The organism is Vibrio sp. Vb2960, from assembly GCF_033337665.1.
In the GTDB taxonomy this organism is placed as follows: domain Bacteria; phylum Pseudomonadota; class Gammaproteobacteria; order Enterobacterales; family Vibrionaceae; genus Vibrio; species Vibrio alginolyticus.
In genome coordinates this window covers 95,096-115,836 of the sequence record NZ_JAWORD010000015.1, presented here as the reverse complement: position 1 = coordinate 115,836, position 20,741 = coordinate 95,096, and the positions used below count along the sequence as shown (strand labels likewise).

Annotated in this window: 17 protein-coding genes; 7 read left to right on the top strand and 10 right to left on the bottom strand. The window is 43.6% G+C overall.

All coding sequences use genetic code 11. The features are described 5' to 3' along the window. Positions 1-136: 136 nt before the first annotated feature. Entirely contained in the window at positions 137-1,192 is a 1,056-nt protein-coding gene (locus R7O03_RS14620; RefSeq protein ID WP_318131802.1) for a porin, read from the top strand. Positions 1,193-1,281: 89 nt separating this feature from the next. On the opposite strand, the gene R7O03_RS14615 is transcribed toward R7O03_RS14620, so the two are convergent. Both R7O03_RS14615 and R7O03_RS14610 read right to left on the bottom strand, forming a co-directional pair. Continuing rightward, on the bottom strand, positions 1,282-1,947 hold the full coding sequence (locus R7O03_RS14615) for a peptidase E (RefSeq protein WP_054575283.1): 666 nt from the start codon (positions 1,945-1,947) through the stop codon (positions 1,282-1,284). 37 nt (positions 1,948-1,984) lie between these two features. After that, entirely contained in the window at positions 1,985-2,896 is a 912-nt protein-coding gene (locus R7O03_RS14610) for a LysR family transcriptional regulator (protein ID WP_017635661.1), read from the bottom strand. Between the two features lie 88 nt (positions 2,897-2,984). Between R7O03_RS14610 and catC the strand changes: the two genes are divergently transcribed. Further along, positions 2,985-3,644, top strand: coding sequence for a type C chloramphenicol O-acetyltransferase (gene catC / locus R7O03_RS14605; protein WP_318131801.1), 660 nt, complete (start codon positions 2,985-2,987; stop codon positions 3,642-3,644). A 54-nt stretch (positions 3,645-3,698) separates the two neighbouring features. Here the strand turns inward: catC and R7O03_RS14600 are convergent, their stop codons facing one another. The 4 genes from R7O03_RS14600 to R7O03_RS14585 form a co-directional block, all read right to left on the bottom strand. Beyond that, positions 3,699-5,378 (bottom strand): DUF342 domain-containing protein, encoded by a 1,680-nt coding sequence (locus R7O03_RS14600; protein ID WP_167415796.1) that lies wholly within the window; start codon positions 5,376-5,378, stop codon positions 3,699-3,701. Positions 5,379-5,629: 251 nt separating this feature from the next. After that, complete coding sequence (locus tag R7O03_RS14595; protein ID WP_213885267.1) at positions 5,630-7,657, bottom strand: tRNA(Met) cytidine acetyltransferase TmcA; 2,028 nt, start codon at positions 7,655-7,657, stop codon at positions 5,630-5,632. Positions 7,658-7,762: 105 nt separating this feature from the next. Then, entirely contained in the window at positions 7,763-8,737 is a 975-nt protein-coding gene (locus R7O03_RS14590; RefSeq protein WP_318131800.1) for a ParB/RepB/Spo0J family partition protein, read from the bottom strand. Positions 8,738-8,744: 7 nt separating this feature from the next. Beyond that, entirely contained in the window at positions 8,745-9,962 is a 1,218-nt protein-coding gene (locus R7O03_RS14585) for an AAA family ATPase (protein WP_005374503.1), read from the bottom strand. Positions 9,963-11,200: 1,238 nt separating this feature from the next. On the opposite strand from R7O03_RS14585, the gene R7O03_RS14580 reads away from it, so the two are divergent. Beyond that, a complete protein-coding gene (locus R7O03_RS14580) occupies positions 11,201-13,171 on the top strand; it encodes a replication initiator protein RctB domain-containing protein (RefSeq protein ID WP_017635223.1) in 1,971 nt (656 codons plus the stop codon). A 289-nt stretch (positions 13,172-13,460) separates the two neighbouring features. Here R7O03_RS14580 and R7O03_RS14575 read toward each other — a convergent pair whose 3' ends face one another. From R7O03_RS14575 to R7O03_RS14565, 3 genes are read right to left on the bottom strand one after another with little or no spacing between them, the layout of a single operon-like run. Beyond that, on the bottom strand, positions 13,461-13,928 hold the full coding sequence (locus tag R7O03_RS14575) for a hypothetical protein (RefSeq protein WP_005374501.1): 468 nt from the start codon (positions 13,926-13,928) through the stop codon (positions 13,461-13,463). Next, a complete protein-coding gene (locus R7O03_RS14570; protein ID WP_213966438.1) occupies positions 13,928-14,860 on the bottom strand; it encodes an ATP-binding cassette domain-containing protein in 933 nt (310 codons plus the stop codon). The genes R7O03_RS14575 and R7O03_RS14570 overlap by 1 nt, the downstream gene beginning before the upstream one ends. A 2-nt stretch (positions 14,861-14,862) precedes the next feature. Continuing rightward, positions 14,863-15,711 (bottom strand): ABC transporter ATP-binding protein, encoded by an 849-nt coding sequence (locus tag R7O03_RS14565; RefSeq protein WP_005374497.1) that lies wholly within the window; start codon positions 15,709-15,711, stop codon positions 14,863-14,865. 361 nt (positions 15,712-16,072) lie between these two features. On the opposite strand from R7O03_RS14565, the gene R7O03_RS14560 reads away from it, so the two are divergent. Next, positions 16,073-16,270 (top strand): PA3496 family putative envelope integrity protein, encoded by a 198-nt coding sequence (locus R7O03_RS14560; protein ID WP_005374493.1) that lies wholly within the window; start codon positions 16,073-16,075, stop codon positions 16,268-16,270. 238 nt (positions 16,271-16,508) lie between these two features. Then, the gene (gene ribA, locus R7O03_RS14555; protein ID WP_017635221.1) at positions 16,509-17,570 is read left to right on the top strand and encodes a GTP cyclohydrolase II; all 1,062 of its coding nucleotides are present in this window, start codon (positions 16,509-16,511) and stop codon (positions 17,568-17,570) included. A gap of 68 nt (positions 17,571-17,638) precedes the next feature. On the opposite strand, the gene R7O03_RS14550 is transcribed toward ribA, so the two are convergent. Then, complete coding sequence (locus tag R7O03_RS14550) at positions 17,639-18,394, bottom strand: substrate-binding periplasmic protein (RefSeq protein ID WP_005383196.1); 756 nt, start codon at positions 18,392-18,394, stop codon at positions 17,639-17,641. A 68-nt stretch (positions 18,395-18,462) separates the two neighbouring features. Here R7O03_RS14550 and R7O03_RS14545 point away from each other — a divergent pair, with 68 nt between their 5' ends. Both R7O03_RS14545 and R7O03_RS14540 read left to right on the top strand, forming a co-directional pair. Next, complete coding sequence (locus R7O03_RS14545) at positions 18,463-20,361, top strand: ATP-binding protein (protein WP_042522309.1); 1,899 nt, start codon at positions 18,463-18,465, stop codon at positions 20,359-20,361. A gap of 100 nt (positions 20,362-20,461) precedes the next feature. Further along, positions 20,462-20,671 (top strand): DUF3283 family protein, encoded by a 210-nt coding sequence (locus tag R7O03_RS14540; protein ID WP_005374484.1) that lies wholly within the window; start codon positions 20,462-20,464, stop codon positions 20,669-20,671. Positions 20,672-20,741 lie beyond the last annotated feature (70 nt).

Genomic DNA, 20,741 nt, shown 5'->3' with positions numbered 1-20,741 from the left:
CTATAGGAATGGACTAGCTCGCGCCCTTGGCAAACAAGGGCGCACCCTCTCTCTACTTCACGACAATTTTTCTTATTCCGTTACTCGGAAGGGGCTTTGTCGTACCTAAAACAATAGAAATGAAAGGTCGTTAATCATGAAAAAGCACATTTTGACTCTACTTCTCCCTATGTTGATGGCATCAAACGCAATGGCAGCGCAGCTGTATCAAGCGGAAGATGGGTCAGTTTTAAATATTTACTCTCGTCTTGGTTTCAATGTCACCAGTAAAAATGACGAGCACGGCGATGCAAATGGCGAGTTTGATGGCCGTATTGGTTTAAACGGTTCACAAACCATCAACGAGTACGCGTCGATCATCGGCCAAGCGCAATACCAAGTGGGTGCCGCTGAATACGCAAACCAAGTAAACGACAAACCGTCTCTGACCGCACGTTATGTATGGGCGGGTATTGATGCGAAAGATTATGGTCGCATTACTGGTGGTCGCGTGGCATCTGGATTGATTATGTTTACCGACATTGGTGATGTGTTCGCCTCTTCCGATGTTTCTATGGCGCGCCAAGCGAATAAAGTCGACAAAACCGCAACGCAAGTTTTCCGTCAAGATGGCACGCTGCAATACCAAAACAGCCTAGGTAATGTCGATTTTTCTGTCGCGTACATTTTAGGAAACAACACTTCTGAGCTCGACTACGGTTACAACGCTGCACTGCGTTATACGCTAGACATGGGGAATTTGGGTACCTTGGCACCAGTGATAGCGATGCAGAAGAATAAAGGTGATGCACGTGAAAGCAACGACACCGATTACACATTCTGGGGCGCAGGTACGCGTTACTACCTAGGTGATTTGATGTTGGGTGCGTTGTACTCGGAAGATGAACTAGAGGGCTATTACTCACAAACCAGTACCGACAAAGTGATGGAACTAACGGCGGTTTACAGTGTAAATGACAAATGGGTACTGCGTGCTGGTTATCGTTCTTTAGAAAACAGTGATGGTGACGAGCTAGAGCTGAAAGATACAACGCTAGAAGTGCAATACAAACTGACGCCTCGTTCTTCTATCTACACAAACTACGTTGATCGTAACGGCTCGCGTGGCTACAGCAATGGACAAGAAGTCTCGTTTGGCGGTGCACACGCAGACGAAAGCTACTACCACTTAGGTCTGCGTTACGAGCTGTAAGCACGATACTTAATGTAAGTTAGCTGAATCCATGAGCTTCTTCTATGTCCGGTCAGTAGTTATTGCCTTTAATGCTGATTTGAAGAAGCTCACCCTCGCAATATGTTTTCTTCGTTACCTGTTTTAACCAACACACCGGCATCAGGAAAGCTGGTGACAGTAGCTAACAATTTTCCATCGACAAAGTGCAATGCCGCATAATCGTGAATGCCATAACAAGTGATGCTCGGTTGAGAACGAGCAAAGGCTTGGAAAACCTCGAACTTCTCACCTACATGAGAAAAATGCGCCGCAGCCAAACCGTCAATAAATCCAAGACAACGCATAACTTGGTATGCTTCGGGATCACTGTCTGTCACCGCAAACTCAAACCAACAAATTGCACCTGCGCTCATGCCACAAATGATGATGCCTTGTTCATAACACTGCTTGAGTATTCTATCGATACCCCATTCGCGCCAAATGGCCAACATCGAACGCGTATTACCGCCACCGACGTAAATGATGTCTTGTTCAAATAGCGTTTCTTTCCAACCAGCTTCAAACTTAAACAGCGGAAAATGGGTCACGTTTTCACTAAGCTTCGCATCGTAAAAACGTTCAATCACTTCATCGGCGTCTCCCGTGGCTGTCGGTAGAAAACAAATGTTTGGATTCTCCTTACCAGACAAAGACAAAATGTATTGATCGAGCGGGCTCGGATTCTCTCCCATCATCCAGCCCCCACCGCCAATCGCAATACAGTGTTTTCGCATTCCTTTGCTTCCTCAATTGTTGCTAAGTTTGTTGTCGCTATTCGCCGACAGAATATATGTTCCTAAAGTGATCAATGAACGCTCGCGTTCTTCTTGGTAAGTGCTCACGTTTTGGGTAAAGCAGATAAAGCGGCAAAATCGCATCCGTTTGCCATTCTGGCAGCAAACTCACGAGTTTTTCTTTTTGTGCAGGGTCGAGTTTAGCCAGTGCAAATTCATCTAACATGGCTACACCACAGCCAGCCAAAGTAGCATCCAACATGGACTGGACAAGATTAAAACTCAGCGTACTTTCTAACTCAATGCTGCACTGCTGTTGAGTTTGCTTATGCGTAAACGTCCACTTATCTAACACCAAGTCGCGACTTTTATAAAGGATGTGCTCTAAGTCACCAAGCTCCTCTGGCGTACTTACATTTGGTTTATCAGCTAAATACGAGCGATGAGCGATCGGTTTACAGTGTAAAGTGCGTAGCTGATGGCCGACGTATCCCTCTGGAGGAGTATCGGTAAAGTAGAATGCGATATCAAACCCAGCCTCAATCAAGTCGAGAGGTGTCTCTGTGAAGATCACTTCGACGCTCACTTGTGGATGTTGCAATCGAAACTCGATCAATGTTTGGCTAAGTAACGCGGCTCCGAAAGAAGCAGACGCCGCTATTCTCAATTTTCCCGATACGATCTCGTTTGCCATGACTTGCTCATTGATCTGCTCAGCGCCTTCGAGCAGTTGCTTTACCTGCTGATAAAACCGCAAACCATCGTAGGTCAAATTAAACTGGCGCGTAGTTCGCTGAATAAGCTGCACCGACAATATGTCTTCAAGCTGTTTAAGTTGCCGACTTACATGCGCATTCGAACAATTCAGTCGCTTTGCTGCGCCAGCAATACTTCGCTCCTCGCACAAAGCGACGTAAAGTGGTACGTAGCTGAGCCATTTTATTTCCATACAGTAATTCTGAATCTCTAAAATCAAACTACTGGAAATAATAGAAAGCCTCTAAACTCTGTACAACCTAAATTTGAAAGGATGAGTTATGAGTGTTTTCAACACGTGGTTAAAAGGTCAAGTCATTAAAGATCACATCACTAATACCAATATCATCGTTGGCGATTACAGCTATTACTCGGGCTTCTATCATCAAAAAAGCTTCGAAGAGCAAGCGGTACGCTACTTGTTGGGTGACCCCGTCACACTTCAAGAATGGCAAAGTAGAGAACCCGATAGCATCGACAAATTAATCATTGGCAAGTTTTGTTCCATCGCTTCTGGAGCCACCTTCATGATGGCAGGAAACCAAGGTCATCGCATTGACTGGATTTCGACCTTCCCCTTCTCTCCTGAAGAATTTGGAGAAGGCGTACAAGACGGTTTCGAGCGTGCCGGAAACACAGTGGTGGGAAATGATGTTTGGATTGGCAGTGAGGCGATGATCATGCCCGGAGTAAACATCGGCGATGGAGCCGTCGTCGGAGCACGCGCCGTAGTGACGAAAGACGTGCAACCTTATTCTGTGGTGGTTGGAAACAACCAAGTCGTACGTCAACGATTCAGCGATAAAGAGATTGAAACTCTACTCAATATCCAATGGTGGAACTGGCCAATAGAACACATTAAACAAGCAATGAAAGTAATGTGTAGCAGCCAAGTGGGTGCGCTTGCGGACTACTATCAAGAGCACATTGTCGATTTGTAGATAAAAAAGCCCACACATCTTGTTGCGACGTGTGGGCTCAGTGAGTAAGAAAGCTTAAACCGCAGCGACGTCCTCTTCTTCCAAGTTCGCCGAGACTTTAATTTCGTATTGATTGAAACGGAACGAACAACCGCCATGAGTGCGCTTTGTCGTTACTTGTTCGTCGCCAAACTGCACCGTCACGCGAGTGAAGACACGCTCTTTGGCTTCGACAATATTTTCTTCTAACGCGACTTCAAAGTCATGTTCCGTTTGTTCTAGCTTTTGCTTTATCGCTTCAAGCTGCTCGTTGTTTTGTGTTTTCATCACGTCAATCTGAGCTTGTTCTTCGTCGGTACGTTCGGCTTTAGGACGTTTCTTAAATTCGAGCTCTTTACGAATCACATCCATCGTGCCTTCTTGAGCGCGTTTGTATTGTTCTTTAAGCTCAGCTAATCGCTCCTTAAATGCAGAATAGCGTGCGAACGCTTCTACCTTAGTGGCGGTGTCGCCTTCTACGCCCAATTGTAAGCACACCACTTTGCCACCGACTTTTGCATCTCCGCCGCTGAGCGTGCCGTTCCTACCGTTCGCGTCTAGCACCGTCAGATTGCGCCCACAAACAATATCGTTATTCATGCTGTGCACCGCCAACTCAATATCTTCGCCGGCTTGCAAATCACAATATTGGGCGTAGCTGGCACGAATCGAACCTTTGGCTTTGACGTGACAACTCTTTGGCTGGCCATCACTCACGGTGTGGCCAATGATCCCTTTACCAACTTGGATGTCGTCTTGCGCTTGTACGTCAGCCGATTCAATGAAGCCGCCTACAGTAATAGAACCCGTCGCTTTAACAATCATGCCAGATTCAATGTTGCCACCGATAATCACATTCCCTTTGAATTTCACGTGGCCTGTATTCACGCCAACGCTATTGAGGCAGAGTGCGTTATCAACTTCGATGGTTTTGTCTTTAATCAGAGGCGTACCGGATACCGATGCAATCAATAGGTTTGGGTCTTGCTTGCTTATCTCGGTGCCCTTGCCTGGCTTCATTGGGCTGTCTTTTCCGGCTTGTGGAGGAATCACTCGCCCTTGAACAGTAAAACCAGGCGTACCTTTGGTCGCAGGCGTGCGGCGCATCACCTCATCGCCTACGTCAACCGCGATAGTTTCACCGAGGTTACGTAAATCAATTTTGTCGCTAGCAGATTGGCCGTCTTTGGGTTTGAGGATGCGTTTGGTGATGTCTTTAACAAGAGGAGTAAAAAGAGCGTCTTTGCCTTTGATAGGTTGCTTACCAACCGCTACAGGTTGAGAAAAAGTTTCGCCGGGTTTGAGCTGAGTGCTGACAACCAACACTTTCTTCAAAGCCAGTTTGTTGATGCCTTTCGAAACTCGCGCTTGAGCAAGGGCTTGAACAATCTCGGGGCCACGTAAACCTCGGCCTCCGTACGCGCCGACAACGTTCATACTGGCGAGCATGTCATTATTCGATAATTCAACCTCAACTTGCGCGTTGCGTTTTTCCGCAATGACGATGCCTTCGTAGGCCTCGGCTTTACGTTCTTTGGCGCAGTTAATGAATCTCACGACTTCCCCCTCAACAACAAACATCTTTTCAGCGTTCATTGCGACGAGCTGCTCGTTTAATTCATTTTGATTTAGCTCACCACCGAGGTCCACTTCTCCCGGAAGACGGGCTATCACCTTGGTCTTATCTTCAGATAACTCAAGACACAGCTTCCACATACCCTTACCACTTTGCTTCCCATCAACACTTTCAGTCTAACCAAATCCGTTTTCTGAACAAACCTCGCATTTCTTATTATAGGGCTCACGTCACTAAAGAAAGTAATCCATCAATAACGGTTAAACAGCATATTAAGAGAAAACTCGATTTAACCTAAAGCTCAATCAAAATACACGCTGAAACAAAAAGGAGCTGGATTTACAGTGTAAAATCAGCTCCCAATAATTTCATTTACAGTGTAAATTTCCCTTTATTGTTTACAGTGTAAATCGCTCCAAATGTGTCTTACTTCGTCCCTTAACTGCTGCTCAACTTGCCTTCTTCCAGGTAAACCAAATTGCTGAGCACATTCAGTCCAACTACGGTTAAGAAAAAGCTTACTGATCATCAAGTCGGAAGCGGAGTTCAAACCTAAGTTAAGTAACCACTGCTGAAGCCACACAGACACAGACTCATAACTGTTACCACCATCAGCATAACATTCAATTAGTAATAATTTAGCGGGATGAAGTGGACTCATTCCCAAAGGTTGCGGTAATAGAGCTCGAAAAATAGGGGCTTCTAATTTTGGATAGAGGTCAGCCACATTGTTAGACAACATTTCTTCAAACAGCGCCTGAGATTGGTCGACCCAAGCAGTCTGTTGGGAATCACAAGGTTTGACCATCAAGACTGAATAACAACCGCTAGCAGCATCGCGCATTGACCCTAAGCGAATTGTACGGAAGTTCGATTGTCGCCAGAAATAGAGCAACTCTTCCGTCGCACCAAAACTCGTGGATAAGTAGGCAATGTGTTTAGCATCCATTTGCTCAAGTTGCTGCAGAATTTTTTGACCAATGCCTTTTCCTTGCAATGCTGGATGAACCGCAATTCTCATGACTCGCAGCGTCGATAGATTCGCGACATTCGGGAATCCTAGGTGGTTTGCAATCGTAATTGGGGCTAAGTGTCCTTTAGGACGACGCTTACCAAGCTGGATTTCTTCAACCAATTCATCGTCAAGGCCCCCCTCTTCGACCGCTAATATCACCCCCACAACCGCATTATCTTGCTTAGCAAAATAGAGCTGACTGTTGTCGTCTTGCAAAAGGTGAATCAAATCATTCGGAGAGGTCTGATAATGAGCATTCACCAAAAGAGCGAAGCACTCACGCAGCAAACTAGGCTGCGATATCAAATTGTTCTTATCGGCTTTAGAAAGGGAAATTGAGTCGACCTGTTTAAGTTGATGGTGCGTTAACTCCGCATCCAACAAAAACGCGTCATAGAGCCATGATTCGAGCGCATCATTCATGCTCCAGCGGATGGGCTGTGTCATGTGCCATGTTTTCATTCCCGAACGCTGTTTCTGAAGCCAATCAACAAATTTAATCGTAAAGCCCCGGCCACAACCTTCATAACCATGAACAGTCGTAGAAAAAACGAGTCGATGATAATGTTCGGTAATGCTTTTGAGCATAGGAACTGGAATTGCAGCCGCTTCATCGACAAGTAACAAATCACATTCAGGTCTGCTCGATAGAAGTTCGTCAGGAGCAATGAATTGAATGGCTCCCTGCCCTGATTCTAATCTGTCCTTCCTAATACGCTGCGCATTAGGAAGTAGCCGCAAAGCATGTTGGTAAACAGGCTCAACGGCTTTTATAGATGGTGCCGTAATTAAGATTCTAAGTGGCTTCTGCTGTAATAAGCTCGCACACGCAATGCCGAGGGCACTTGTTTTTCCACGTCCACGATCAGCGGTCAAAATTAATGGTCGCTTTCGATGTCCTGTCACCACCTTTTCAATTAGAGAAATGGCATGTTCTTGTTCCGTGTAGTGGCTTTCTTTTTCTGCTTGCTTGATGTCTGGAGCCGTTGGCAATGGTTTGTCTTGCTCAATAACAACGAGCTTCTCCCATTGTTTGTGCATCCATTGCTGAGCAAAATTCGCATTTTGTCGCAGCTCAGTAATGACAATAAGAAAACCGCCGCCAGCCAATGAGCCAAGCGCGGCGGTAAAACTATTGGCGTCAAAGCCATTTCGAGCATCAAACAATAGAACGTCACACTCTCTGCCTAGCAACATGTGCCCTTGTTTAGACGAAACACTGGATACGTTTTTCAAACCAAAATCACCAACAGAAAACCAACGTTGATGGCGCTGCGTTTTATGGAACTCTGACATCAACGCATTTTGCCAAGAAGCCTCGCCTTGAATGACAACACCAATCCTTTGGAAAGATTGGTGAGCTTGATGTTGAAGTGATGAAAGGAAATCAGATTGTGTCTGCATTTTGTCTATCCAACGTTGAACTGACGCAATGGTATCACATCTTTAATTTGACGCTTCTCAGATATAAAAAAACCGCCCGGAGGCGGTTGATTCAATCATCATTTGTTATTGCAGTTTGGTTTGTACAAACGCAAGAATCTCTTCCATTAAGCTGTCGTCAACTTTCTTCAAGTTCAACGCCAGGCTGCTACCTTTTCGGCTATAGCTTGCTCGACCTTTAACTAAGTCGACTTTTTCCGTCTTCTTACCAGGTTTTGCTGGTGCAAGTTCAGTAATCCAATTTTCGATGCTTTCCGTGACTTCTTTTGTCAGACGAGCAACGCCTTGAGCTGTGCTTCGCTGCCATAAAAATCCTTCGCTAGAGCGACATTTATCTAACAGCTCTTGCTGCTGCTCTGGCGTTAGCGTTGAAAACTGTTTGTGCAGTTTCACGATTGTTGGGCGACCGAGATCGCCAACATTCGGATACGCTTGAAGCAGTTCTAACGGTAATGCTGCGGCTTTTAAAGCGCCACTTACCAACGCTTCACTGCACTGGAACATTTTTGCCAATGCTTTCTGATCCTCAGCTTCACCACTATCAAGCTTAGCCTGCATCTCTTTACCTTTTTCGTATAAAGAGAGCGGTTTGTGAGCATTTGCCACATCAGACAAAAACTTAGCATGGTCAGTATTGATGTTGTCAGCAATATAAACCAAAAAATCTTGTTCAGCGAGGATACAAGACATGCGACGACGGCTACCATCTAAAACTTCGATCTTGCCATCTTCAGTTCTACGACCCACAGCTGGATATTGTTGGCCACGCTCTTTGAGTGTGACTAAAACATCAGATAAAGCATGTTCGTTTAAGAACGATTGCTCACGAGCGTTATCAACAAATACTGTTGTTTCTGTCGCAACTTTATTTGCAGGAATACGCACAAGTTCAAACTGAACAATATTTTCACCTGCAACTGCTAGTTCAATCGTTTGAGCTTTCTCTTTTGCCGCAGTTTGCGCCTCTTGCGGAGTCACAACACGACGCTTATTCGTTTTGCCAAATAATTTCGCGTTTAATTCAGACGTTTTCAAAGCCATTTACTTATTACCCCTGATTCAATGACGGCCAATTAGAGTGCAGCACACGCTCTAATTCCAGTGCGCTTTTATGAACAGCGTCTTGCGCGGTAGCTAGTGTCTTCTTACCGCCTTCAAAATCGCTTACTGTCAGATCAAATACTGTGCTGTAGGTATCGGCACAGGTTTCAAACGCACGGCTACGAGGAATAGTAGCCATCATAACTTGGTCACCTAGAAGATAGTTCATTTCAGTTAAAACAGAAACTTGCTTCTTATTGTCGTCCTCAAACATGGTTGGCATCAAGCGAACAAACTCAAGACCATTCCAGTCCTCCGGGAACATTTCATATACCGTAGGCAAATGCTGGAAGAAGTTTACTGTTGAAGCCCAGTCCAGACGCTTAGCCGCACAAGGAATTAGCAAGGCATTTGATGCATACATTGCATTCCATACTAATGGGTCAACGTGTGGACCGGTATCAATCATAATGATATCGAAGTCATCAGCAATTTTATCAATCAGTTGCTCTTTCAGCAGACGGACGATATCGAGTGATGGGTCTTCAGATAGCGTTTGCCATGCTTCCGCATTAAACATCGCGTCTTCTGGAAACGCTGAAATCGACTTTAAGTTCGGATATTGCGTTGGCAGCAATACGTTTTTACGTAAAAATTCACTGTCAATTTCCACACCATCAGGCACGTTACCCAACATAATGTCTACCGCAGAATAGATATTATCATGCTCTGCCATGCTGATTTGCGGGTTGAGGAATAAACGTAGCGAGCCTTGTGGGTCTAAGTCGATTAAACAAATACGGTATCGTTTATCCAAATTTAGCGCTAAACATGCCGCTAAATGAACCGCGGTCATTGATTTACCTGTACCGCCCTTTTGGTTCTGCACATTAATAATCCAAGGTTTGTTACCTGAATTCTTTTTACGCTCATGAAATTTAGGCACTTCAGCCGCATCCATGAGCATGTGTGCTTCTTCTAACGTAATTGAATAATGATTCGCGTTGTTTTTAGTAAATTGATGCCCAGCGGCTTCCATTTTACCAATCGCGTCGTCGAGCTTACGGCGAGTTAGACCAGAACGGGTTTCCATCATCGCTTTCGACATTGGTGGGAAGTAGTTATCGCTTCGCTCTTCTAAAACAATTTCAATACGGTCAGCTTGAACCTGCTGAGTCAGCTCCGCTAACTCAAGAAGGTTTTCAATCGTTTTTTCTCTTTTCATGCCAAATTCCGTTGGAAGGATTTATAATTGCAATTGTACAGCAGTAAAGACCAAAAACAACAAAAAGGTGCACGAACATTTTGAATTACCATCACATAAAAAAACACCCAAATCGACGCTTTTATGATTTATGGTCAAAAAGATAACTATTTTTAATCAAATAATCTTCTCATAAGTGGACACCTAAACTTAAAAATAAAAAGTGTTACAGCGTCACTCATTTACAATGTAAATCAATTTTCTACCGGAACGATTATAATCTTAAGCTAAATTACGGGTTATGTTAGACCAACCTAATTTAAACGATAAATAGTAAGTAATATCGGAACAATAAAGACCTGAACACCTTGATCATGTCTCCGAGCAAAATAGGGCAGTTCCAGCGAAACATCTATGGAAGTATGATCAAGGTATGCTTATGATCATGCTTCCGTGTTAATAAGCAAATCCGAAAGCATGATCATGGAAAAATAGAGCAGAGTACGGTGTAAACACGCAAATAAAATAAGATCCATTAATCGGAAATATGATCAAGCCTTAGAATCTCTCGGAAGCATGAGTTTTCTTCTCTGATTTACGGTTGAGTGCAGACAGAATGGGGGATTGAGCAGAAATTGACGTTATAGAAGCCGGAACAATGAAATTGCTCAAGTTGCTATGATAAATCACGCTCTCATGATCATGCTTCCTGTAAATAAGCAGAGACTAGGATTTACTTCTAAATATGAGCGACTTGAATGTATTTTAATCATATGAGTGATATCTCATCAATATGGGCGCCAGAACGATAGATATATTGGCTCTTGATCATCGATCCGAGTATAAATAACATCACCAATGCACAATATAATCATCGTGAAGATCATTATTAAATACTGCATCTGTGGATAACCTGTAAAAACATCATGATCATCGTTTCAAGACTCTTTTGATCATCTTTTCATAACCTTAATGATCATGCTTACGAATAAATATGATCATGCTTTCAGGTTATTGTTGATCATACTTTCAGACTTCTTATGATCATAGTTCCGAAACACATGAAAATAATAGTCTTATAGAACAAAAGCTTAGCGAGAAATTTCAAGCCAGATCATTAGATCATATAATCAATTAAGATCAGATTAATCAAAAAGATCAGTTATTTAAAAAACAATCTTTTTTCTTTATTTATGATCTGTTTTTCTTTATTCTTCGGAACCATAGCACAACTACGGCTAGTGTGATCTGGATCTAAAATGACGGCTGATGAAAAAATTCTGATTAAAGCACCGAGAAGCCACAAAGATGGCCATCTTTTTGAGGTACATGAATCCTCTGCGGATTGGGTAGAGCAGTACCAACATTTCAAAGGGGTGACCAAAAGCATCTTAGAGTTGCTTAATCTGATCTCATTACGAGGCTTCAGCAGCAAGGATGGTTTGGTTTCAACCACAGAGATTGTGGAAGCAACAGATGGGCAACTCACACGTGCAGCTCTGCAACAACGTTTGCGCGCGGCAGTAAATATTGGTTTATTTACTCAAACTCCAGTGCGTTTTGAAGAGGGACTTGCTGGTAAAACGATGCTACATAAATTTGTGAATCCCAATCAGCTTATATCTGTGTTGGGAGCAACAAGTCTTGTTACCGACAAAGTTCGCCAGAACGAGAAACAAAAACGTTCGAAAGCATTGGCTCAGACTCAAGTAAACAAACGTTTGTTGAATGAGCACGGGTTAAACACACCTCCCACGATGAAAGATGAAGCCGATCAATTTGTTGTATCTCCAACAAATTGGGCTGGGATAATTGACCAAGCACTTGCGCCACCAAGAACTCGAAAAAGTTATCAGAAATCCATGGTGTCGATCTCTGGCACAAAAGCCGTTATTGAGACGCGATCATCCAAAAATATCATGACTGTGGATGATCTCATGACCCTGTTCGCTCTCTTCACGTTAACGGTTCAGTATCATGATCATCACAAAGATCAGTATCAGCTTGATGCTGCTCACGTACCAAACAAAACGCCGCTATACATCACTGATATTTTGTCGCTCAGAGGCAAAAAAGACAGTGGCCCAGCTCGTGATTCCATTCGCGATAGCATTGATCGCATTGAATTCACTGATTTTCAGCTCCATGAACTTACTGGACGTTGGCTAAGTGAAAACATGCCAGAGGGCTTCAAAAGTGATCGTTTTCGTTTTCTTGCACGAACCATCACAGCCTCTGAAGAGGCACCTGTGGAGGGAAGCGATGGTGAAATTCGTATCAAGCCAAACTTATATATTTTAGTTTGGGAACCTTCGTTTTATGAAGAGCTGTTAACACGCGATTATTTCTTCTTGTTTCCGCCAGAGATCTTGAAACAACATACGTTGGTGTTTCAACTGTACTCTTTCTTCCGTAGTCGCATGGTTCGTCGTCACACGGATTGCATGCTACTGAGTGAGTTAAATCAGAAGCTTGCACGTAACATTGAATGGCGACGTTTCTCCATGGATCTGATCCGAGAACTAAAGCGTTTGTCTGATGGAAAAGGGAATGATGATCTATTCGTCGTTAATTTGTGGGGTTATCACCTGACGATCGAAACCATGATCGAAAATGACAAAGTGATGGACTACCAGATCGACATCAAATGTGATGTCGAAGAGGTCTTACGTTACTCGCGAGCGCGAACGACCAACGCAGGAAAGCGTAACATGGCGCCTACGCTGCCAAATCCACTTCGTAATGAGATGGTAACCCGACAACAGCTTGAGGAGCTCTCAGGCATCATAGACGGCGAATTTGAGCCTATTCAACGCAAAGCACCGTCTCCAAGAGGAAATTTAGGGCGACGCGTGAAGCAAAGAAAGCATTTGGTAGAGATCAATGCTGATGAGATCACCATTACTCTATCTAAATATACCTCACCAGAGGCTCTAGAACGCAGTATAACGGCTTTGTCTGCGATGACAGGGCACTCGTATGCCTCAATCAAAGAAGAGTGCTCAGATTACATAGAGAAGCTCGATTGGCTAAGGGTAGGGGATGAGCCGATTCCTTATGAGACATTAAGTAAAACCGTCGAGCTGTTTAACACCCAGAACGATGTTAAGCATCTTACCATCGAGCGCTTGATTGCGGGGTTAGCGGTGCGTCGGAAAGTTTGTCGTCAAATCTTCGATGGTCACATGGATGAAATGGTATTTCGTGCCTTGGATGAAATGGCGATTTAAAAGTGTTGCTTGATGTGTATCAAGCTATAGGTGTGATGTATCGGTTTGAAATGTAACAATGTCTTTCGATGATAAAAAACAGACTTAACTCTTACAAACCACTGACATTAGAAGCCAAGCCTAATACTACTATTTATCCCGAATAGACAACCTTTTGTCCTTTCTGATGATTAATAGATTGGCTCATATTGTTACATTCATTCTGAATAGACTTCGCGAGTTTCTCCTCAGGAAACTCGCTTTTTTTTGCCTAAAATTCCGCTAATTAAGCCTTGATCATTTTTCCGGACTAATGAGGTAAACCTTGATCATGCTTCTTGGGTTCATTCCAATGTAATGAACGCATCAACGCAACATGTGATTCGATTAAGCTATGGGCTTGTTCCTGCCACTTGTTTTGATCACACTGCTGATTACAAAACTCTAACGCCACAACGGTGAGATGCTGAAGTCGTCTCAAACACCAATCTTTGATCAGAATATCAGTCGAGACTTGGCATGCTGCTTGTTCAAGCTTTGCACTCGTATAAAGCAAGGTTTGATATGCTTTCTGAGGGTCTTGGTACCTTGCATGTTGAAACACGCGTAAACATCCATCCAACCAGCAAGCAATCGCTTTACTTTGAAGATCACTCAATTCGGGTCCAAACACGTCATCAGGCACCTGATATAAGATCGTTTCCAATTTTTCTACTTGATCATGTTTCCGCTGTTCGTACCACATGGCGATTTGATCTTGCCAAGTACTCAAATCCATTACGCTGCCTCAGTCCATTGTTTTACATAGTGATTTGGCCCTATTTGATCAAATTCGTCGACAATTATGCTGCTACGTTGACGAATTTCATCGGCATCTATCGAATAGTTTGGCTCATTTTTCACTAAGTTACCAAAAGGTAAGTCAGGATCAGGAACGGCAGAAATCAACAGCTTAGTATAAGGATGCTGCGGATTCTTAAGTATTGAATGAGTGTCGCCCCATTCAACGATTTGCCCTTTGTACATTACTGCGGTTTCTTCCGCGATGTAGTGCGCAGTCGCCAGATCATGAGTGATGTATAAAAAACCAATTCCCAGTTCTTCCTTCATTCGTTGCATTAAATTCAACACTCCCAAGCGAATAGAAACATCCAGCATAGACGTAGGCTCATCCGCAAGAATGATTTGCGAACCTACCGCTAAAGCCCTTGCTAAGTTTACTCGCTGACGTTGCCCACCACTGAGTTCGTGAGGGAACTTATTCAATGTCTCTTCAGGTAGTTCCACCAGCTTTAGGAGCTCTTCCAAGCGGGCTGGGATGTCGCGCTCGTTTTTGACTTGTTTATGAATTTTTAAAGGACGTGTTAGGTGATGGCGAATGGTATGAGTTGGATTGAGAGAGCCAAACGGATCTTGAAACACCATTTGTACTTTACTGCGATATTCTTGTAGAGCCGATCGTGACGTGATCTCATTTATGTCAGTGCCATTGAAAAGGATCTCGCCTTCCGTTGCAGGATAGACTTTGGTTATTAAGCGAGCGCAAGTACTCTTACCGCAGCCTGACTCTCCAACCAAAGCCAAGGTTTTTCCTGCGTACAGATCAAAAGTCACTCCTTGAAGCGCACGAAAGGTTTCCTCTTTCGCTAAACCACCGCCCACTTTGAATTCTTTAATCACATTTTTCATTTGGATGATAGGCTGGCTCATGGTTACGCTCCTTGTAACTCTGGTTGTTTGTGGACGTCATGGATGTTTGGGAAAGAAGCCCATAGCTTTTGCGTGTAGGGGTGTTGAGGATGATTGCGTATATCGTATGCTCGATTGACTTCGACGATTTCTCCGTGACGCATGATTGCAATTCGATCACATAGCTGGCTCATGAGTGCCAGGTCATGAGTGATAAAGAGGACTGAAAAACCGAACTCATCTCTAAGCTGATAAATTTGCTGTAAAATTTCTCTCTGTACCACTACATCTAATGCTGTTGTGGGTTCATCCATAATGATCAGTTTTGGATTTAGAGACAAAGCAATGGCTATCACCAACCGCTGACGCATTCCTCCTGAAAATTGATGAGGATATTCTGCTAAGCGTTCTCGAGGAATATTGACCAAGTCCAACAACTTTTCTGCTCTATCTTTTGCTTGAGCGTTAGTGAGGCCTTGATGGTGTCGTAACACATCTGCAAATTGCTCTTGTATCGTTAAGACAGGGTTGAGTGAGTTCATCGCGCTCTGGAACACCATGGCGATTTCACTCCACCTTAGAGCGGTCAGTTCAGAGTCTGAGATACTAAGGATATCTTTGCCATCAAACCATATTTTACCGCCAGAAATGAACGCTGGCGGCTTATGAAGACGATTTATTGAGAATGCGATTGTGCTTTTACCACATCCAGATTCACCGGCGAGACCAAATACTTCGCCTTTTCCGATATCAAAGCTGACGGACTTTACCGCATTAAAATCACCATTATCAGTGATGTAATCGACGCACAAATCTCGGATCTGGATGACCGGGTCATTGTGGTATGCATGACTTAAGTTAATACCATCCATATAAACACCTTACCAATCTAAAAGATAATTATTATCATTATCAGGTGTGGCGGTTTTTAGAAAGTATCAAACTATGAATCAGTGAAGTGACTCGAAAGTTAGGTGAAACAGGAAGTGGTGTAATGCGTCGTTGATAAAACTAAAGAAGAGCAGAATTGAGAGCTAGATCAGCACACTTTTCGTAGGGGGAATTACTCAAATTTAATCGTAAATTTGTCCCTTGGCAAAACTTAAATGATGAATCTATTAAGGAGTTAACGAAAGGGCGGGAGGGGTCACATTTCCCTACAGTTTTTCTTACCACCTTGTTCCGGTTTTGCTATAGATTACGCATCGAAAACATGGTGTGTTCGGAGGAAATATGTCCATTAATTCTATCGACCATGACGAGATGACCAACATCGCTCACAAATGGGAATTACCTGATGAGGAAACCGTTGTGAAGCCAGAGAAAACAGTGAAATCAGCAGAAGCCAGAAGACGCATTGAAGCGTTACGTGAGATCCGTGAAAGTGGGTTGACCATTGAAGAAGCAAGGGAGCTTGGCTTGATACACTGATCGCCTCAGGTTGGTTTAGCAACCCATAGGGTAGTCGACGGACTGCCCTTTTTATTTTTTCACTCTATTACTCTCTTATTCAAAACCTCCATTTATCTGTCTTGCGCCTCAAAAGCACGAGTTTCACACTCACTTCACGTCCCGAAGAAGTTTGACAATCTGACCTTGTGTTACTAGATATATCAGTAGCGATATGCTTTTTGTTGATTATCGCAACCACAAAGCAAGGAGCGCAAGTATGGTTGATCAAATCCTTTTTTATGAGCCCGATGAGCCCCACGGTTTTCTCTCAAATTTTTGCCATGCCCCAGTCAATATCTCCTCCCAAACTTGGCCCACCAGCGAACATTATTACCAAGCCCAAAAGTTTCTCGATGCTCAGTTGCAAAGTAAAATTCAGCACGCAAGCACCCCTGACGAAGCGTTTGCTTTAAGCCGCAAATACGAACACTTTGTCAGAAGCGATTGGGACGATATAAAGTTGGCTGTTATGGCTTTCATCGTTAGGGAAAAGTTTCTACAAAATCCACCATTAGCGCAGCAATTAATGAGAACGGGTAACGCTTGCCTAACAGAGCATTCTCATAAAGATGCCTTTTGGGGAGACGGGGGAGATGGTAAAGGAGAAAATCATCTAGGAGAGATTCTGATGAATGTGCGGGCAGAGCTGAGACATGTTGAGCCTTACAATCTCGTGAAGTTTATCGATAAAGCCAAATTGCCCACCCAGTGGGGCACATTTATGATGTACGGCTTTATTGAAGCCGCGACAAATAAAGAGCATCTTGCTCTGGTCTATGGTGAGCCAACAAAAAGTGCAGCTCCACTTATTCGGTTGCATTCGGAGTGTCTTACCGGAGATGCTCTATTTAGCACGCGTTGTGACTGTGGTTTTCAGCTTAATAGAGCGCTACAAAACATCGTCAAAGAGGGATGTGGCGTGCTGCTTTATTTACGTCAAGAAGGGCGTGGAATCGGCTTGATTAATAAAATTCGTGCCTATCACTTACAAGATGATGGCGCAGATACCGTGGAAGCAAATGAGCGTTTAGGTTTTGCCGCTGATATGCGTGATTACGCATTCTGTAAAGGAATGCTAGAGCATTTGGGGATTGACGCTGTGCGTCTAATGACGAATAACCCACGCAAGCTCGCCGCCTTAAAAGCGGTTGATATTAACGTCATTGAACGAGTGCCATTACAAGAAGGGAATAACCCAAGTAATCAACATTACCTGCAAACCAAGGCGAGTAAATTGGGGCACATGTTTGATCCTAAGTTTGTTAACCACACTAAGTAAGTGCTACAGATTTCCCAGAAACAAAAACGCCAACGTATCATCGTTGGCGTTTTTGTTAATGAGTTGATTCATTGATACTTTTGAATGATTTCATCAATTTCCCCTGAGGTTTTTAATTCAACGAGTCGTGTATTGATGTAATTTTGAGTTTCTGGTTGCATTTGAGGTGAAAAAGCCAGGTAGATTGAGTAGTCAGGAATAACCGAGCTGAAAGGCTGTATCTGAAAATTCTCTAACGGCAAATTGAGTCGCTTTAAGTTGTAAAGGACTCGGGATTCCATCTCGACAAAAGCTGTATCTCCAGGGGTTCGGCTTATCACTCGGTATGCGGCGTTGTAGTCTTTCACACGCATTTCATTGACACTGCCATTTTCAAAGAACGGTGTTAAATTTGGATAATCAAACCCCAGCAGTAATACAATAGAACGACCATGCATCGTATCCATATTTTTGAATTCTAAAGGCTTCTCGCTACTCGACACCAGTACATGTTTTACAGTGTAAATGGGCTCCTCAGATAAATTTTCCGATTGCACCTTGCCCCAGTTCGGGCTGCCATAAGTTAACCAGTTTGGCTCAGCGCCTTCTTCCAATATGGAAATCATACGTTTAAATGGATAAGTATGATAATTCACTTGGTAATCCGACTCCGCGAAGATAGCGCTGACGATATCGGTCACAATTCCGGAGTGCATTTGTCCCTGTTGTTCAATTTGAAATGGTCGAGCTTGTTCAGCAATGACGTAATAGTTCACTTGATTTGCGGTCACATGAGAACTTACAACAATTAAGCTAAAAGCCAATCTAAGTAGAAGTCTTTTCATCGTATCCTCGATTATTATTTGTGCGTAGCTATATTTAGAGTAGCGCAAGTTTATCGGAGCGGTTTCATATGGATGAAAAAGAGCGATCTCAACGTCGTTTTAGTATCGGCAACCAACTTATGTTGGCGGTATTAACGTTGAGTTTAATCTTTACGGTCATCATTTCTACAGTGAGCTTATATCGAGTTTTTCACGAAGATTTAGCCCATTTAGATGTTGAATTAAAGCAGGTTGAGTCTAGCTATTTATCGAGCTTTTCTGCGAGTTTGTGGGTAGAGGATAGGGAGCTGTTGCTGACACAAGCTCAAGGTGCAATGCGTATGCCCTCGGTGGACTACTTACGTATTGCTAGTGAAGACGAAGTTATCATTGAATTAGGTTCGGCGCTTTCTGAGGATGTTGTCGAGAGAAGCTGGCCGATGCAGTATCGGGTCGGCGATAAAACGTATGATCTCGCGATATTAACGGTTCAATCGGATCTTAGCGCGATATATGAAGATCTTTGGCAGCAGTTCTTTTTTCTACTTACGACAGAAGCGATCAAAATTCTTGTCCTCATCATTGGTGTTCTTTGGGTGGCGTTTCGCTTGTTGGTCAATCCGTTACAATTGCTGTCTGGTGCGGTGAGCGATTTTCGTGGCGGTACAGTGCCGAGTAAAGTGACTCTCCCTAAACGATGGTGCTTTGATGAAGTGAGTGTTTTGGCAGAGAAATACAACCGAAGTGTTGAGAAAGTGAAAGAGCACCAGACTGAGTTAGAGGCTGAACGCGATAGGGCAGAAGTCGCTAATCGTAAGAAAAGTGAGTTTCTTGCCACTATGAGTCATGAGATCCGCACACCGATGAATGGCATTATTGGTGTGTCGTCGTTGCTCAATGACACCGACCTCGATCCCCAGCAAAAAGAGTTTGTAGAGATCATTGACAGTTCTTCTCACTCACTAATGACGATCATCGACGACATTTTGGACTTCTCTAAAGTTGAAGCTGGCAAAGTAGAGCTAGAATACACGAGCTATGATCTTCGCGAGCTACTTGACGATGTCATCAGTTTACATAGTGTCAAAGCCAAGCAGAAAAACTTACAGCTGCTCAGCGATATTGATCCTCACTTGCCAACGGAAGTGCAAGGTGATGCCACACGATTGAAACAAGTTCTGAACAATTTGTTGAGCAACGCGATTAAATTTACCGAGCGCGGCCATGTGAAGCTTCTTGTAGCGTTATCTCGACTTGATGGAGAGACCGCTCATATCCGGTTTCGAGTTGTGGATTCTGGTATTGGTATTGCGAAAGAGCACCAACAAGCAATCTTCGAACGCTTCCAACAAGCTGATGGTAGTACCACCAGAAAGTATGGTGGGACAGGGCTTGGTTTGGCGATAGCTGCACAGTTGGTTAACTTGATGGGAGGGGAAATACAACTAACAAGTGAGCTTGGGCTGGGAAGCTGTTTTGAATTTTCGATTCCTGTTGCTGTAATAAATGCGCAATCGACCTATACCGACCAACTTAATGTATTAGATTTCCGGAAAGCGGAAGACAACGAAATCAGCCCTCAAGATAATGATAAACCTTGGGTATTGGTTGTTGAAGATACCATCGTCAATCAGAAGGTAGTTCGCATCATGTTAGAAAAACTGGGTGTGCGAGTGAGTGTCGCCAACCATGGCGAAGAAGCTTTGCAGCTGTGTGATCAGCAGCCTTTCGATTTGATTTTTATGGACTGCCAAATGCCTGTGATGGATGGGTTTATTGCTACGGAGCGAATTCGAAAAATGGGAGAGTGGGGGAAACACGTTCCAATTATTGCGCTAAGTGCCAATGTCATTAAAGAGGATCAGCAACATTGCTTCGATGTTGGGATGAACGAGTTCGTGGCTAAACCCGTTACCAAGACTCGATTACAACAAATATTCGAACAGCATTTACCAAAAGCACTGAAAATCAGCGCTGTGCCTAAATAGTTAACTTGAAATCGATCAAGTTAAGTGCGTTTCTATTCTGTAATTGTAACTCTGTGTGATATAGTGCCCGGCTAGTATTTAAAGTACCTTGAGGCTGTGAATGTCGTTTAATCTATCCCTATTGCCGCCTGACGAAAAAAACAAAATCGAACTGGATAAGCAGGCGTCGTTTTTGGTTTGGAAGCTCAGAGAGGCCAAATCTGGTCCTGAAGCAATAGAAGAACAGTTGTCCAAGATTAACGATGCTGATGAAAAGGCGTTTTTCCAGCAATCGGTCGAAAAGTACAAACGAGTAATGGGTGTCGCTTAACGCGAACCGTGGCAATGGTTCAATCCAATGTGACGAATGAGGTAACCTCCCTATTCCTTTGCTAAGCGAA

Excerpts from the sequence above, each read along its gene's own strand:
- R7O03_RS14620 (WP_318131802.1), top strand. The coding sequence starts at position 137 with ATGAAAAAGCACATTTTGACTCTACTTCTCCCTATGTTGATGGCATCA.
- R7O03_RS14615 (WP_054575283.1), bottom strand. The coding sequence starts at position 1,947 with ATGCGAAAACACTGTATTGCGATTGGCGGTGGGGGCTGGATGATGGGA.
- R7O03_RS14610 (WP_017635661.1), bottom strand. The coding sequence starts at position 2,896 with ATGGAAATAAAATGGCTCAGCTACGTACCACTTTACGTCGCTTTGTGC.
- catC (WP_318131801.1), top strand. The coding sequence starts at position 2,985 with ATGAGTGTTTTCAACACGTGGTTAAAAGGTCAAGTCATTAAAGATCAC.
- R7O03_RS14600 (WP_167415796.1), bottom strand. The coding sequence starts at position 5,378 with ATGTGGAAGCTGTGTCTTGAGTTATCTGAAGATAAGACCAAGGTGATA.
- R7O03_RS14595 (WP_213885267.1), bottom strand. The coding sequence starts at position 7,657 with ATGCAGACACAATCTGATTTCCTTTCATCACTTCAACATCAAGCTCAC.
- R7O03_RS14590 (WP_318131800.1), bottom strand. The coding sequence starts at position 8,737 with ATGGCTTTGAAAACGTCTGAATTAAACGCGAAATTATTTGGCAAAACG.
- R7O03_RS14585 (WP_005374503.1), bottom strand. The coding sequence starts at position 9,962 with ATGAAAAGAGAAAAAACGATTGAAAACCTTCTTGAGTTAGCGGAGCTG.
- R7O03_RS14580 (WP_017635223.1), top strand. The coding sequence starts at position 11,201 with ATGACGGCTGATGAAAAAATTCTGATTAAAGCACCGAGAAGCCACAAA.
- R7O03_RS14575 (WP_005374501.1), bottom strand. The coding sequence starts at position 13,928 with ATGGATTTGAGTACTTGGCAAGATCAAATCGCCATGTGGTACGAACAG.
- R7O03_RS14570 (WP_213966438.1), bottom strand. The coding sequence starts at position 14,860 with ATGAGCCAGCCTATCATCCAAATGAAAAATGTGATTAAAGAATTCAAA.
- R7O03_RS14565 (WP_005374497.1), bottom strand. The coding sequence starts at position 15,711 with ATGGATGGTATTAACTTAAGTCATGCATACCACAATGACCCGGTCATC.
- R7O03_RS14560 (WP_005374493.1), top strand. The coding sequence starts at position 16,073 with ATGTCCATTAATTCTATCGACCATGACGAGATGACCAACATCGCTCAC.
- ribA (WP_017635221.1), top strand. The coding sequence starts at position 16,509 with ATGGTTGATCAAATCCTTTTTTATGAGCCCGATGAGCCCCACGGTTTT.
- R7O03_RS14550 (WP_005383196.1), bottom strand. The coding sequence starts at position 18,394 with ATGAAAAGACTTCTACTTAGATTGGCTTTTAGCTTAATTGTTGTAAGT.
- R7O03_RS14545 (WP_042522309.1), top strand. The coding sequence starts at position 18,463 with ATGGATGAAAAAGAGCGATCTCAACGTCGTTTTAGTATCGGCAACCAA.
- R7O03_RS14540 (WP_005374484.1), top strand. The coding sequence starts at position 20,462 with ATGTCGTTTAATCTATCCCTATTGCCGCCTGACGAAAAAAACAAAATC.